12 protein-coding genes are annotated in these 14,589 nt (G+C 68.6%); 6 read left to right on the forward strand and 6 right to left on the reverse strand.

Features of this window, described 5'->3' with window-relative positions; all coding sequences use genetic code 11:
* Positions 1–345 precede the first annotated feature (345 nt).
* From ACOQFL_RS19055 to ACOQFL_RS19065, 3 genes are all read right to left on the reverse strand, one after another.
* Positions 346–975 carry a superoxide dismutase gene (locus tag ACOQFL_RS19055; RefSeq protein ID WP_435545555.1) on the reverse strand — a complete coding sequence of 210 codons (630 nt, stop codon included), beginning with the start codon at positions 973–975 and terminating at the stop codon, positions 346–348.
* Between the two features lie 149 nt (positions 976–1,124).
* Complete coding sequence (locus tag ACOQFL_RS19060; RefSeq protein WP_435545556.1) at positions 1,125–2,621, reverse strand: glutamate-cysteine ligase family protein; 1,497 nt, start codon at positions 2,619–2,621, stop codon at positions 1,125–1,127.
* Between the two features lie 247 nt (positions 2,622–2,868).
* The gene (locus ACOQFL_RS19065; RefSeq protein WP_435545557.1) at positions 2,869–4,185 is read right to left on the reverse strand and encodes a multidrug effflux MFS transporter; all 1,317 of its coding nucleotides are present in this window, start codon (positions 4,183–4,185) and stop codon (positions 2,869–2,871) included.
* 210 nt (positions 4,186–4,395) lie between these two features.
* On the opposite strand from ACOQFL_RS19065, the gene ACOQFL_RS19070 reads away from it, so the two are divergent.
* The 3 genes from ACOQFL_RS19070 to ACOQFL_RS19080 all read left to right on the forward strand — a co-directional run bounded on the left by ACOQFL_RS19070 (position 4,396) and on the right by ACOQFL_RS19080 (position 6,494).
* The gene (locus tag ACOQFL_RS19070) at positions 4,396–5,202 is read left to right on the forward strand and encodes a TrmH family RNA methyltransferase (protein ID WP_435545558.1); all 807 of its coding nucleotides are present in this window, start codon (positions 4,396–4,398) and stop codon (positions 5,200–5,202) included.
* Between the two features lie 232 nt (positions 5,203–5,434).
* Positions 5,435–6,043: a DUF2537 domain-containing protein gene (locus ACOQFL_RS19075; protein WP_435545559.1), complete on the forward strand. Its 609-nt coding sequence runs from the start codon at positions 5,435–5,437 to the stop codon at positions 6,041–6,043.
* A 100-nt stretch (positions 6,044–6,143) separates the two neighbouring features.
* Complete coding sequence (locus ACOQFL_RS19080) at positions 6,144–6,494, forward strand: hypothetical protein (RefSeq protein WP_435545560.1); 351 nt, start codon at positions 6,144–6,146, stop codon at positions 6,492–6,494.
* 99 nt (positions 6,495–6,593) lie between these two features.
* On the opposite strand, the gene sepH is transcribed toward ACOQFL_RS19080, so the two are convergent.
* The 3 genes from sepH to ACOQFL_RS19095 all read right to left on the reverse strand — a co-directional run bounded on the left by sepH (position 6,594) and on the right by ACOQFL_RS19095 (position 10,013).
* Positions 6,594–7,607 carry a septation protein SepH gene (gene sepH / locus ACOQFL_RS19085; RefSeq protein WP_435545561.1) on the reverse strand — a complete coding sequence of 338 codons (1,014 nt, stop codon included), beginning with the start codon at positions 7,605–7,607 and terminating at the stop codon, positions 6,594–6,596.
* Positions 7,608–8,005: 398 nt separating this feature from the next.
* Positions 8,006–9,151 (reverse strand): phosphoserine transaminase, encoded by a 1,146-nt coding sequence (serC, locus tag ACOQFL_RS19090; protein WP_435545562.1) that lies wholly within the window; start codon positions 9,149–9,151, stop codon positions 8,006–8,008.
* 295 nt (positions 9,152–9,446) lie between these two features.
* Positions 9,447–10,013 (reverse strand): sigma-70 family RNA polymerase sigma factor, encoded by a 567-nt coding sequence (locus ACOQFL_RS19095; protein ID WP_435545563.1) that lies wholly within the window; start codon positions 10,011–10,013, stop codon positions 9,447–9,449.
* A 201-nt stretch (positions 10,014–10,214) separates the two neighbouring features.
* Between ACOQFL_RS19095 and ACOQFL_RS19100 the strand changes: the two genes are divergently transcribed.
* The 3 genes from ACOQFL_RS19100 (at position 10,215) to ACOQFL_RS19110 (ending at position 14,587) form a co-directional block, all read left to right on the forward strand.
* The gene (locus ACOQFL_RS19100) at positions 10,215–10,964 is read left to right on the forward strand and encodes a zf-HC2 domain-containing protein (protein ID WP_435545564.1); all 750 of its coding nucleotides are present in this window, start codon (positions 10,215–10,217) and stop codon (positions 10,962–10,964) included.
* A 73-nt stretch (positions 10,965–11,037) separates the two neighbouring features.
* On the forward strand, positions 11,038–13,323 hold the full coding sequence (locus ACOQFL_RS19105; RefSeq protein ID WP_435545565.1) for a heavy metal translocating P-type ATPase: 2,286 nt from the start codon (positions 11,038–11,040) through the stop codon (positions 13,321–13,323).
* Positions 13,324–13,888: 565 nt separating this feature from the next.
* Positions 13,889–14,587 (forward strand): ABC transporter ATP-binding protein, encoded by a 699-nt coding sequence (locus tag ACOQFL_RS19110; protein ID WP_435545720.1) that lies wholly within the window; start codon positions 13,889–13,891, stop codon positions 14,585–14,587.
* The last annotated feature ends 2 nt before the right edge of the window (positions 14,588–14,589 follow it).

Here is a 14,589-nt window from a genome sequence, read left to right on the forward strand (position 1 = left end):
CGGGAAATTGACGGAGCTGGAGCCAAACCGCTGCTCGTGGGCGTCAATTTCCCACGAAATCGCCGGGCCACCAGCACCGAGGAATAGCCGCACTCCCGCCACTTCCGCGGGCCGAACTCCGACCACCCTCGTGGCGGAGCCACCCCAGCAGAGCGTCCCACACCCAATTAGAGAAAAACTCGGGTTTCCCTCCCGTGGGAGGGAAACCCGAGTACCGGCAGTTCGGCTTGTCGGAGCATTCACTGCCGGAGATTCGCGGGACTCGCGCTCCGGTCCACGAGTCCTTCGAGTGCCCGTCTCGTCCGAGTGCCCGTCTCATCCGGGACCGGTCGGGGCGTGCCGGGTTCAGGACTGCGGCAGCCGCAGCCCGTTGTAGCCGGCCCGCGCGTCGGCGAACCGCCGCGAGACCTCGTCCCAGTTGACCACGTTCCAGAGCTGCTTGACGTAGTCGGCCTTGACGTTCTTGTACTGTAGGTAGTAGGCGTGTTCCCAGATGTCGAACACCAGCAACGGGGTGGTGGCGATCGACAGGTTGGAGTGGTGATCGCGCAGCTGTTGCGTGATCAGCCGCTGTCCGACCGGGTCCCATGCGAGCACGCCCCACCCGTTGCCCTGGATCGTGGTTGAGACGGCCTCCATCTGGGCCCGGAAGTTGTCGAAGGAACCGAAGTCCTGGTCGATGGCCGCCGCGAGCTCACCGGTCGGCTTGTCGCCGCCGTCCGGACTCAGGATCTTCCACCACACGAGGTGCAGCGAGTGACCCGCGAGGTTGAACGCCAGCGTGGTCTCCAACCCGACGATCGACGAGAAGTCCCCCTTCTCGCGTGCCTCGGCGATCTTCTCGATCGTGTCGTTGGCTCCCTTGACGTAAGCCGCGTGATGTTTGCCGTGGTGCAACTCGTTGATCTCACCGGCGATCGCGGGTTCGAGCGCCGAGTAGTCGTAGTCCAACTCGGGCAGCACGTACTGCGCCATTGACCGTCTCCCTTTCGCAATGGGGTTTCGGTAGCAAGTCTGTCGCAGTTGCAAACTACTAGCAACAGTTTCGACGCGATCGGCTCGGGTGGCCGTACGAAACGAACCCCGGTGGGGCCGGGCTGCCACCGGGTCCCACCGGCGTGAACTCATTCCACCGGCCAGGTGTGTGCGGGCTCGCCGCTGTCACCCAGTTCGATGTAGCGGCGCAGCATCTCCACCAGCGCGGGTTGTCGATCACGGCTGCGCTGCAGCCGCAGCACCGTCTCGCGTTGCCAGTCGGCGCCGGTCTGCCGGGCCTTGCAGCGCTGTTCCAACACGCCGAGATGGCGTTGCCTGGCCGCTGCCGAGACCCCGCACGCCTCCAGGCCCTCGTGGGCCATCGGAAGTAGTTTGCGCAGCACCAACTCGTCGGCGGGGACCCACCCCATGCCGGGCCAGTACAGGCGGGCGTTCATCCCGTGCCGGGCCCCGCTGTAGAAGTTCTCCTCCGCCGCGGCGAACGACATCTGTGTCCACAGCGGCCTGTCCTGTTCGGCTAGCGCACGCTGGGCGCCGTAGAAGAACGCGGCGTTGGCCAGCATGTCGACCACCGTCGGCCCCGCGGGCAGCACCCGGTTCTCCACCCGCAGGTGCGGAACCCCGTCCACCAGGTCGTACACCGGGCGGTTCCAGCGCCAGATCGTGCCGTTGTGCAGCCGCAGTTCCGAAAGCGTCGGGGCTCGTCCGGAGTTCAACGCGGCCACCGGGTCCTCTTCCTCCGGCTCCGGCATCAGCGAGGGGAAGTAACGCACGTTCTCCTCGAACAGGTCGAAGATGGAGGTGATCCAGCGGTCCCCGAACCACACGCGGGGCCGTACCCCCTGGTTCTTCAGCTCCTCGGGTCTGCTGTCGGTGGCCTGTTGGAACAGCGGGACGCGGGTCTCCTGCCAGAGTGCCTTGCCCAGCAGGAACGGTGAGTTCGCCCCGACCGCCACCTGCACTCCGGCCAGGCCCTGCGCCGCGTTCCAGTGCGCCGCGAAGTCCTCCGGGGCGACCTGCAGGTGCAGTTGTGCCGAAGTGCAGGCTGAGGAGGGCAGGATCGACTCCGCGTGGGAGCGCAACCGCTCCTGGTCCTGATCGCCGAGCGGGGTGCCCGACATGTGCAGCAGTATCTCCTCGCCGCGTGCGGCGCAGATCTGCTGGTTGAGCAGGCTGTAGCGCGCGGGATGCGACAGCCAACGCGGATCGAAGTGGGAGCTCCGCAGCGTCGGCAGTGTTCCGATCATGACGAGTTTGGCCCCGATGTCCTGTGCCTTGCTGTCGGCGTTCAACAGCGAAGAGCGCAGCTCGTCCTCCAGTTCGAGGGCTCCCTGGCCGGCCAGCGCTCGCGGGCGGACGTTGAGTTCCAGGTTGTGTTGCCCCAGTTCGGTCGTGTACGAGGGATCGTCGATCTTCTCCAGTACCTCGGCGTTGGACATCGAGGGATTCATGCCCTCGTCCACCAGGCTCAGTTCCATCTCCAGACCCATCTGTTGATGGGGGAAGGAGAAGTTGCCCTCAGCCAGCATCCGGGCCAGCGCGTCCAGACCGCGCTGCATCTTGTCCCGGTATCGCTGCCGATCGCCCGGCCTGAACGCCCGACTGATTACGTTCTGTCTTCCCATGCCGCGTCACCCCGATCCAACGGTGTGCACATCGGCAGCTTCCGTGCTGGTCAGCGCCGGATTTCACAGTGGCACACCGGTGACCGGCCATGCCAGCGGCCAAAATGGTGGCACGATCTGACGAACGAGGGAGAGGGATGGAAACACTGTGTGTTCAGTGATGCCGGAGGTTCAGCGCGAGTGCCCAGCGGGGCGGAGCGCTGCCCTTCGAACGACCAGCCCTCCGGCCGACCAGTGCTGCGGCGGGTCAACCCGCGGCGGGTGCGGCTGAACCCGTGCTCCGTCTGCCCAGGGTCAGGTGGACCGTCAGCGAGGCGAGCACCACGCCGAACATCACCAGCGCCATGGGCAGCGCCGAACCGACTCCGCCGAGCCCCACCAGCGGGGCAGCCAGCGCCCCCACCACGAACTGCAGGACCCCGAGCAGTGCCGAGGCGCTTCCGGAAACCTCCTGGCGTTCGGCGAGCACGAGCATCGTCGTGTTGGGCATCACGAAGCCGAGGCTGGAGATCATCACGAACAACGCGACGAGCAGGAACGGGAGCGGCAGCCCCACCAGCACGGTGACCACCAGCAGCAACCCGGCCACCGCTGCCGCGCTCAGCGCGCAGAGCAGCAACTGGGACTCGGTCGCGATTCTGCCCACGAGTCGTGCGTTGATCTGACCGCCCGCGACCAGCCCCAGGGCGTTGCTGCCGAACGCGAGACTGTACTCCTGCGGAGAGAGTCCGTAGATGTCCTGCAGCACGTACGAGGAACCGCTGATGTAGGCGAACATCGCGGCCATGGCCAGTCCCGCCGCCAGCGCGTTACCCAGGAACGATGGGCTGCTCAGCAGTTCGCTGAAGGTGCGCGCGGTGGAACCGGGCCGCAGCGGCAGACGCCATCGCCTCGGCTTGGTCTCCGGGAGCGCCAGTGCCGTCACCAGGAACAGCACCACCGAGAAGGACGCCAGCACCACGAAGACCCCGCGCCAGTTGGTGAAGTTGAGCACCTGCCCGCCGAGGACCGGCGCCAGAATGGGGGCCAGGCCGGTGACCAGCATCAGCGACGAGAAGAACCGGGAGGCCTCCACTCCGGAGTAGAGGTCGCGTACCGAGGCGCGGGCGATGACCATTCCCGCGGCCGCACCGAATCCCTGCAGGAACCGTAACGCGGTCAGCGCGTACACGTCTCCGGAGAGCGCGCACAGCACGGAGGTGGCGAAGTACACGCCCAGCCCGACCAGCAGCGGCTTGCGCCTCCCGACCGAGTCGCTGACCGTTCCCGCGACCAGTTGCCCGAAAGCCAGTCCGAGCAGCACGGCGGTCAGCGTGAGTTGTCCCTGCGCCGAGGTGGCCCCCAGTTCCCTGGTCAGCTCCGGCAGGGCGGGTACGTACATGTCGATGGTCAACGGGCCGAACGCGGTCAGTCCCCCGAGGATGAGAGCGAACCGTGCCTTGCGGCGCAATCGGGAGTTGTCGGCCCCGCTCGCCGTGTCGGTGTGGTGTGTTTCCCCGTCGCGGTGGTTGCTCTCCTGCCTGGTGTCGCTCGGTGGAGCGTCACTCGGTCGCGGGTCACCCATGAGCCGGCCTTCCGTGATCGGGAACTCACACCTCTCAACCACGAACGCGTGAAGTCGGCTGGTTATGCCCACCTCGTTCGCATGGCTAAGTGACTCCGGTCACGAATCTCGTTCCCATCGGGGCCAGGCGGCCGCCACCGGTCACGAACACACCGGCCACGAACACGGTCCTCGTCGAAGGCGGTATCCCCTGATGCGAGGATACGAAGTGTGGCCAGGCTGATCGAAGTAACCGATGCGGAGGACCCCGCGGTCGACGACTTCCGCGATCTGACTACCGCCGATCGCCGTCCCGATCGCCCCGGGGGGCGTGGACTGGTGATCGGCGAGGGCAGGCTGGTGGTGGAGCGGCTGCTCGCCTCGCCCTACCCCATCCGGGGGCTGCTCGGGGAACGCAAACGGATAAACACCCTCGAACCGCTGCTGCGTGAGCTCGACGTCCCCGCCTACATCGTCGAGCCGGACATGCTGGCCAGGATCGTGGGCTTTCACCTCAACCGGGGAGTGCTCGCGGTGGCGGACCGCGCTCCCGAACCCGATCCGGCCGAGCTGATGCGCCGCTCCAGCAAGCTGGCGGTGCTCGAGGGAGTCGTCGACCACGAGAACCTCGGAGCCATGTTCCGCAACGCCGCCGGGCTCGGCCTCGACGGGGTGCTGCTGGGACGTGGCTGTTCCGATCCGCTCTATCGCCGCAGCGTCCGGGTCTCGATGGGGCACGTACTGCGTGTCCCGTTCGCCAGGCTCACGGACTGGCCCGGTGACCTGGAGCGCCTCGGTGCCAACGGTTTCCGGGTGGCCGCGCTGGCTCCCCGCCCCGATGCCGTTCCGGTGGGACGAGCGGGCCTCTCCGAAGGCAAGGTGGCCGTACTGATGGGCTCGGAAGGCCCCGGGCTGAGCGAGGAGGCACTGCGGTCGTCCGATCTCACCGTGGGTATCCCGATGTCCCGCGAGGTGGATTCGCTGAACGTCGCGGCCTCGGCCGCGATCGTGTTCCACGCGATGCGCTCCGACTCGTGAGGTGCCGCGGCCCCCGCCCGGGGCTCGTGTGGCGAACTTTTCGTGGGACCTCGTTCGCGCGACCGGAGAGGCGGGACCGGGGAGTCGAGCAAGCGGTCGAATCAGCTCGGTGCTCCCTCGCGGGAGCACGTTCGGGAGATGCCGCGGCTGTGCCGATCGCGGGAGTGATCTTCGATTCCGGCGTGCCGGAGAAGGTCGTCCCGGTGGAAAAACTCGGTAGGGGGACGTCGCGATGGTCGGGGAAACCGTGGAACTCCGGGTCGCCCGAGGGCGACCCCTGTTCGTCGAGGGGGACGGGCTGCTCGGCCTGAAGCCGGAGCATCTCGGACTTTCCCCCACGCTCTGTGCGGCGCTGTACGAGTGGGCCGAGGTCGTGGAACGAATCGGCCGCGGGGACCCCCGCGACGAGCGGGCGTTGCGGGCAGCGGCACGTCGCGGCCGGCTGCTCGCAGGCCGCACGGCGGCGGAGTGCGGCCGTGCCGTTCGTCACCTCGATCCGCTGACCGGTGAGCCGAGCACGGTACCCGAACCCGGTGGGCAGCGGCTTGTCGCGGGGTCCGACCCGCGGAGCGAAGCACTCGATCGCACTGCCCGGCCCACCGGCGTGGCGGTCAGTGTCCTCCTCGCGGTGCTGATCGCCCTGGTGTTGGTGGTGGTTTCGCTGGGGCTGGCCGATGTGAACCCGCTGCTCGGAGTGGTGGTCAATCTCGCCGTGGCGGGCGGATTCGCCCCCTCGGTCTGGCTCGGACGCGCCGTACCCACCTGGCGCTGGGTGGCTTTCGGAGTGGTGCTCGGTGTCGCCGCGTCCTGGGTGATCCTGCCGCTGAGTCTGCTGGGGTGAGCCGGGCCTCCCTCCCTCCGCGCCCTACACCATCCGGAGGAACGAATGTTCGACCCGGTCAGCATGGTTCCGCGTTGCCCCGTTGGGCACAATCGAGGGCATGTCACCGTCCGCGCGTGTGTTGTTCCTGGTCGGCCTTTTGTCGATCCTCGTAGCCCTGTTCGCCGGGGCATTGCTGCTGGCGATGGACTACGTCGCATGGATAGCGGGAACGATCGGCGCGGTCTCCATCGCGGCGGGGTTCGTGGCGAGGGCGCTCTCGCCGGACACCGGTGGCGGAAAGTCCACAGGAGACGGGGTTTTCTCCGGTGTTGGTCGCCCTCGCAACAGGTTCATCGGCAGATCGTTGCCGGGAGTGCGGGACCGCATCTGGCAACGACACCTCGAATCGAGAAGTGAGAACTCCGGTGACGAGCAGCAGAGCCCGGAACAGGACTCCTCCCGCCACTGAGACCGGCGACCTCGAAACCGTGCTCGTCCGCCCGCGACCAACCGGTCAACCGCGCCGGGCTCGCCGCATGGCGTCCGCCGGTCGCGGTCTCGCCTTCGGTCATCGGTTCGACCGCACGCCGAGCAGCACGTCCTCCCAGGAGGGGACGATCGGGTGATTCTTGCGTCCTTCCCTGGTGTCCGCGTCGTCCTCGCCGTCCTCCCGGTCCGCGGCCGTGGCGTGTTCGGCCCCGCTGTCCGGTCCCGCCGGGGACTGTTCGGGCTCGGAACCCTGGATCGCGTTTCCGAACTCGGCCTCGTTCGACTGCGAGGTCGAGCCGAGTAGCGTCCCTGCCGTCATGGCGGGGATGTGGGAGGTTCCGGCGGCGCTCTCGGAGAGATCGAGGTTGTTCTGCTCGGGCGCTTCTCCCAGCAGCGGAGTGCTGGGCTCCCGGGCGTCGGAGTGATTCTCCTCCTCTTCCGAATCGGAGCTGTCCAGCTCGAGTGCTTCCCTGGCGAGTTCGGTGACCGGACGTACCGTGCGCAGTGGGCGGTTCGGGGCGGGATCGAGCAGATCGAGCGCGTCCTCGTCCAGCGCGGCGATCGTGCCCCCCTGTGCGCCGGGGTGGAACGTCCAGTGCGCGGTGTTCTCGGTACGACCGGCCTGCCAGTGCAGCGTCACCACCCACTTGCCGTCCTCGCCGCGCCAGGCGTCCCAGCTGGTCTCCCCGTAGTCCTGGCCCCGCATACCGAAGGTCTGCGAGATGATCTCGCCGAGTGTCTGTACATCCGGTCCGTCCTCGCGGACCGGATGCGCCTGCTGGGCCTTCTCGGCGACCTGGGCCCGTTCCAGTAAAACCGGGTAGGCGTAGCGCTCCACGCGTTGCTGCGGAATCCCGGCCTCGGCGGCGACTTCCTCGACGGAAGCACCCGCACGAACCCGCGTCTGGATCTCGCGCGGCCGCATCTGGGCTTCCAGCTCGATCTGTACCTGCCCGAGACGGGTGAGGTCACCCCGGGCCGCGGCGCGGAGTCGCTCGTCGGCAGGCACCGCGAAGCGTTCGCCGTTGTCGGGATCCTCACACACGACGGTCTCACCGTCCTCTTCGAGCCCGACCACTCGCAGCGCTCGCATAAGTGCCTCCCCGCGCCTCCCGCTGATTTTAGATCACCAAGCTATAACGATAACCCGACGGGGGGTCTCCGTGGGACGGACGCGCCGAGTGTCGTAACGATGATTCTGTCGAACGGGCGTACCCCGCCGCATCCGTGGAAATACCCTGATTCCCCGAATAATCGTGTGTTCTCGGTTACCCGGGCGCGTCGCGGCGGGTGTTCCGTCGCCGCGGGCTCGGGTGTACCGCTCGGAAACAGGTCGGGGAGCATGCCGGTGAATCCTCGGCATCGTCGCGGCGCATCGGGACGGACGGCGATGCCGTCACCTCGCCGGAGTCGCCATCACCGCGGCGGAGTCTGGGCCGGAGTCGGGGCCGGGGTGAGCGGCGCACCGCCCACCCCGGTAGCCGGGTCGAATCAGCCGAGTTTGCCCACGATCCAGTCGATCGCCTGCGTCAGCTTGGTGACGTCGTCCGGCTCGACGGCGGGGAAGGTGCCGATGCGCAGCTGGTTACGGCCGAGCTTGCGATAGGGCTCGGTGTCGACGATGCCGTTCGCGCGCAGCGCCTTGGCCACGGCGTCCGCGTCGATCGAGTCGGCGAAGTCGATCGTGTTTACCACCTGGGAGCGCTTGGCCGGGTCGGCGACGAAGGGGGAGGCGAAATCCGAGGACTCGGCCCACGAGCACACCCGGCGCGAGGACTCCCCGGTGCGCCGCACGCACCAGTCCAGCCCGCCCTGCTCGAGCATCCAGTCGATCTGGTCGGCCAGCAGGAACAGTGTGGCGACGGCGGGGGTGTTGTAGGTCTGGTCCTTGCGCGAGTTGTCCAGCGCGGTGGTCAGCGACAGGAACTCCGGAATCCAGCGGTCCGAGCCACCGATCTCGCCGACGCGCTCCAGCGCGGCCGGGCTCATCGCCGCGATCCACAGGCCGCCGTCCGAGGCGAAGCACTTCTGCGGTGCGAAGTAGTAGACGTCGACGTCGGCGGGGTTGAACGGCAGCCCGCCCGCGCCGGAGGTGGCATCCACCGCGATCAGCGAGTTCTCGGACCCGGCGGGGCGAGTCGGGGGCAGCATCACGCCGGTGGAGGTCTCGTTGTGCGCCCAGGCGATCAAATCGGCCGTGGGGTCGGACACCGGCTCGGGAGCGTCGCCCGGCTCGGCCTTGACGACGATCGAATCGTCCAGGAACGGGGCTGACTTGGTCGCCTTCGCGAACTTCTCGGAGAACTCGCCGTAGGTCAGGTGCAGCGCACGCTGCCGTACGAGCCCCAGGGTGGCGGCGTCCCAGAAGGCGGTGGTGCCACCGACACCGAGGACCACCTCGTAGCCCTCCGGAAGCGAGAAGAGCTGGCGGAGACCTTCCCGCACGCGTCCGACGAGCGACTTCACCGGCTTCTGCCGGTGCGAGGTGCCCATCACCTCGGCACCCTCGTTCGCGAGCCGCGTCAACTGCTCCGGCCTGACCTTCGACGGTCCGCACCCGAACCGTCCGTCGGACGGGACTAGCTCAGCGGGCAACCGCAGCGTCGTCGGGTCGATGTTGGTTTCGGCCTGCGTCATGCCGGCGCCTCCGGTCCTTGTTGTGTTGGTTTCGGCCCGTTCGTGGGCCGCTTGCGAACATGCACGAAGTTGGCCAGATGACCGGCGCCGTTGCCGGCTCAAGCACGGCTGGGCACACACCGCCGGCGCGGTCGGACGGATCGCGCCACCGTGCCGCCGGTGTGAACCAGCCGCGGGCAACTTACTGCTTCTGTCGCCCCCTTGGCTACCGCGACGAGCCCGGTGTCACCCGAGCGAAGCCGCTCGGTACGGCCGCCCCCGGCCGACCGCGACCCCGGGCAAAACCGGAAAAGCGCTACGAACTCCCGGAGTTCGCGCTGTGATCCGTATCATAATCTTGGAGTCGGTCGATCAGATCGGCGCGGGCCCGGGCCACCCTGGAACGGACGGTGCCGGTGCGGCAGCCCGCCACTTCGGCGGTCTCCTCGTAGCTGAGCCCGACCAGCTGGGTCAGCACGAAGGCTTCCCTGCGCCGTTCGTCGAGACTCTCCAGCGCGCTGCGCAGCGCGTATCCCTCCGGTATCGAGAGGGTTCGCGGCTGGGCCCGTTCCGCCGCGAGCTGCCAGTCGGCGATGTCGGCCGAGCGGGGGCGGCGGTCGCGGTGCCTGATGTGGTCGGCGGCGACCCTGCGAGCTATCGACAGCAGCCAGGTCCGTGCCGAGGAGCCCCCGCGGTAGGTGGACAGCGAGCGGAAGGCGCGCAGGTAGCACTCCTGGGTGAGATCCTCGGCGACGTGCGCGTCCGCCAGATGCCGCAGCAACTGCCAGACCTGACGCTGCGTGCCGTGTACGAACTTGGTCGCGGCTTCGGTGTCCCCCTGCTTCGCCGCCAGTGCGCAGCGTGTGAGTTCCTGGTCGTCCACGCCCAATATCCAATGATCTTCGGGCTCGGGCCCGCTGCCACGGTTGTCCGGCTCACTCGACCACGTAAGCCGCGGCGATGCCGACTCGTCGGGCGTGAACCGTCGTTGCCGTGAAAGCACGATACGCGTGTCCCGCCGATCTCCCGCACGGGAGCCGGGAACCATCGGGAGGTCACCGACGACCAGCACGGTGTGGATTGCGTGACGAGTGTCGAGATCCTCTCCGCCGAGCTCGACGGGGCGGCCACCGAGGAGCAGCGCCGACTGGTGCGGCAGCACTTGGCCGGCTGTGCCGCGTGTGAACGACGACGAGCGGGTTTCGACGAGCTGCACCGGGCGGTGCGGATCATGCCCGCCGAGCCCGGTCCCGACGTCACCGGAGCCGTGCTGCCCGCCCTGCGGCCCCGATTGTTGGACCGGTTGCGCGGCGAGGCGGGTAGGCGACCACGAACCGCACTACGCTGGTTGCTGGCGCTGGTGGCGGTGGTGCAGTTGGGGGTGGCCCTGTTGCAGCTCACCGGAGTGGGAATCCGAGTGGGGGCCGAGACCGCCCGGTCGACCATGCCGCACCTCGATCACGAGACCGGTGCCTGGAACGCGGCGGTAGCGGTCGCGTTGGCCTGGGTGGCGCTGCGTGCCAGGCACGCGGCCGCCCATCTGCCGGTGCTGGCGAGCTTCACCGGGGTGCTCGCAGCGATGTGCCTGGTGGACCTGGTCGCCGGCCGAGTCGGCCCCGAACGGGTGATTTCACACCTGCCGGTGCTGCTCGGGCTGGTACTGGTGGCGGTGCTGGCGCTGCTGCACGGCTCGGACGGGGTGCCCGCGACCAGGAGTCGGGCTCCCGGCGAGGGTGTCGAACGCGAGGTGGCGGAGGACATTGCCACGAGCGCGCTCGGCGAGGGGACGGGCGAGTCGACCCCGCCACCCGTGGCTCAGCGGGAGAGCGCATGAGACGTGACGGACGGCATGGTTCAAGCTGGAGGAAGTTTCGCCCGTCGCGGTGAACCGCACGAAAGGTGGTCGGATGACGACGTCCGCGGACACCTCGACCGAGTCCGCCGAACAGCGACGCAGCTCCGCCGAACAACAACGCAGTGTCGAGCTGGCCGTCAGCGGTATGACCTGTGCGGCGTGCGCCAACAGGGTGGAGCGCAAGCTCAACAAACTCGACGGGGTGCAAGCCAGCGTCAACTACGCCGCCGCCCGTGCCAGCGTCACCGCCCCGGCGGGTGCCGCCGACGAGCTGCTGACCGAGACGGTGACCAAGGCGGGCTACGAGGCCGAGGTGCTGCGCCCCGCCGAGGAGAGCCCGGACGATTCCCGTGACCGGCTGCGCGAGCTGTGGCGCAGGCTCGTCGTCTCGGTCGTACTGTTCGTGCCGTTGGCCGACCTGGCGATCCTGTTCACGGTGCTGCCCGAGGCTCGCTTTCCCGGGTGGCAGTGGCTGATCATCGTGCTCGCGCTTCCCGTGGCCGGCTGGGCAGCCTGGCCGTTCCACCGCGCGGCGCTGCGCAACGCCCGGCACGGTGCCTCCTCGATGGACACGCTGGTCTCCATCGGGATCACCGCGGCGAGTGTGTGGTCGCTCTACGCCATGTTCGCGCCGAGCGGAGCCCCCACCGACGCCTCCGAGCTCTGGTTGCTGCTCCACACCGACGGTGCCGCTTATCTGGAAGTGGCGGCAGGCGTGACCACCTTCGTGCTGGCCGGCCGCTACTTCGAGGCCAAGGCGCAGCGCAGAGCGGGCGGTGCGTTGCGTGCCCTCGCACGGCTCGGCGCCAAGACCGCCCTGGTACAGGACGAGGACGGCACGCAACGGGAAGCGCCGGTCGAACGACTGCGAGTGGGGGACCGGTTCGTCACCCGTCCCGGCGGAACCATCGCCACCGACGGGCGCGTGGTGCGGGGCGGCGCCGCCGTGGACCGCAGCTCGATGACCGGGGAGTCGGTGCCCACCGAGGTCGTCGAGGGCGACGAGGTCACCGGAGGAACCACGGTCACCACCGGCTGGTTGCTCACCGAGGCCACCAGGGTCGGCCGGGATACCCAGCTGGCGGGGATGATGCGGCTGGTCGAACAGGCGCAGAGCGGCAAGGCCGCCGTCCAGCGGTTGGCGGACCGGATCTCGGCCTACTTCGTGCCCGCCGTGCTCGGGCTGGCCGTGCTGACGTTGCTGGGCTGGCTGCTGCTCGGCGGCTCGGCCGAACGTTCCTTCACGGCCGCCCTCTCGGTGCTGGTCATCGCGTGTCCGTGCGCGCTGGGACTGGCCACGCCGACCGCCCTGATGGCCGCTTCCGGCCGTGGCGCGCAGCTCGGCATCTTCCTCAAGGGGTATCAGGCCCTGGAATCCACCAGGACGGTCGACACGGTGGTGTTCGACAAGACCGGCACGGTCACCACCGGCAGCATGACCCTCGGCGAGGTGTACTGCGTCGCCGGTGTGAGGCGGTACGAGGTACTTCGACTGGTGGGCGGGCTGGAGCACGCCTCCGAACACGCGGTCGCCGCCGCGATCACCTCCGCCGCGCGCGCCGAGCTCGGGGAGGGCGTGGAACTGCCCGCTGTCGACGGGTTCGGCAACGACCCCGGACTGGGCGCGCACGGCGAAGTGGACGGGCACCACGTGTCAGCGGGCAGGGCGAAGCTGTTCACCGACAACGGGATCACCGTTCCGGAGGATGTGCGGCAACGCCACGCGGAATGGCAGCGTCAGGGGAGAACGACCGTCCTCGTCGCGCTGGACGGGGTCGTGGTGGCGGTGCTCGGGCTCGCCGACACGGTCAAGCCCTCCGCCCCGGCAGCCGTGGCCGAGCTGCGGCGGCTCGGGATGCGGACGGTGCTGTTGACCGGTGACAACGAGGCCACGGCTCGTTCCGTGGCCGAGGAGGTGGGAATCGGCGAGGTCGTGGCCGATGTGCTACCGGACCAGAAGGTGGAGGCGATCGAAGGACTGCGCACCGAAGGGCGCCGGGTGGCGATGGTCGGCGACGGGGTCAACGACGCGCCCGCACTGGCCACGGCGGAACTGGGGCTCGCGGTGGGGGCGGGAACCGATGTGGCCATCTCGGCGGCCGATCTCATCCTGGTGCGCGAGGAATTGACGGCGGTGCCGGACTCGGTGAAACTCGCCAGACGGACGCTCGGCACCATCCGGGGCAATCTGGTTTGGGCGTTCGGCTACAACCTGGCCGCCGTGCCGCTCGCCGTGTGCGGGCTGCTCAATCCGCTGATCGCGGGCGCGGCCATGGCGCTGTCCTCGGCGTTCGTCGTCTCCAACAGTCTGCGGTTGCGCAGGTTCTCTCCCGCTTGACCGTCGCCACCCGATGTCGGGCCTCCGGAGCGAGAGCAGGCGGGAGGTTCCGCCGAGCGAGCGGTCCGACAACCTGACCGGAGAACTTCGGTGAAGACCGTCCCGGTGGGGTCGCCTCGGGGCTTCCTCCGGGGAGATTCCGGGGTGTCTGGGGGCTTTCCCGGAAGCGGTTCGCGAGTTCGATCGGTTTACTGGGGACAGTGCACATCGGAGAGTCGCCGAGGCCCGCGGAGCGGCCCTGGGAACGCGTCTCGGGCGAATTCGCCGAGTGCCTCGCCGTGCGCTCTCGGTGCTGTCGCTCGCCCGAGGTGGTCGTAGAGCTCGACAACCGGGCCGTTCCCTCGCGCGTTTTCCGAACGTTACGAGTGGCACTCCGTGTTCGGAGCGTTACGTTAGAGTCAGTTTCGCAATCCAGTTACCACGATGGGGGAATCACGTGAGTTTCCCGAACGGGTCGCAGCAACCCGCGGCCGCCCCTTCGGAAGAGGGCGGAGTCAACGGACAGCACGGCTTCGCCGGCCAACTCGCCGACTCGGAGCCCGCTCCCGCCACCAGCGGATCGGCACTGGTCAAGGTCTACGGCAGCGGTGAGGCCGGAGTCCGCGCGCTGGACAACGTGGACATCGGCTTCGCGAACGGACGGTTCAGCGCGATCATGGGGCCCTCCGGTTCCGGCAAGTCCACCCTGATGCACTGCCTGGCCGGGTTGGACGCTCCCACCTCGGGTCGGGTGATGCTGGGGGACACCGACCTGACCGGCCTCTCGGACAAGCAGCTCACCCTCACCCGGCGCGACAGGATCGGCTTCCTGTTCCAGTCGTTCAACCTGCTCCCCACCCTGACGGCGGAGCAGAACATCCTGCTCCCGTTGGAGCTGTCCGGCCGCAAACCCGACCGGCAGTGGCTGAACAACCTCACCGAGGCGTTGGGCATCGACCAGCGGTTGCGCCACCGGCCCAGCGAACTCTCCGGCGGGCAGCAGCAGCGGGTCGCGGTGGCCCGCGCACTGGTAACACGCCCCGAGGTCGTCTTCGCCGACGAGCCCACCGGTGCGCTGGATTCGAAGTCCGGCACCAACCTGCTGGAGTTCCTGCGCGGCTCGGTACGCCAGTTCGGCCAGACCGTGGTGATGGTCACCCACGACCCGGTGGCCGCGTCCCACGCGGACAGCGTGGTGCTGCTGGCCGACGGCAACATCGCGGGCCGGATCGAGGAGCCCACGCAGGAAGCGGTGCTCGACTCGCTGCGCCGGTTGGGTGGGTGAGA

Origin of the sequence: Actinopolyspora sabaoui, from assembly GCF_051225635.1 — a bacterium.
GTDB lineage: Bacteria > Actinomycetota > Actinomycetes > Mycobacteriales > Pseudonocardiaceae > Actinopolyspora.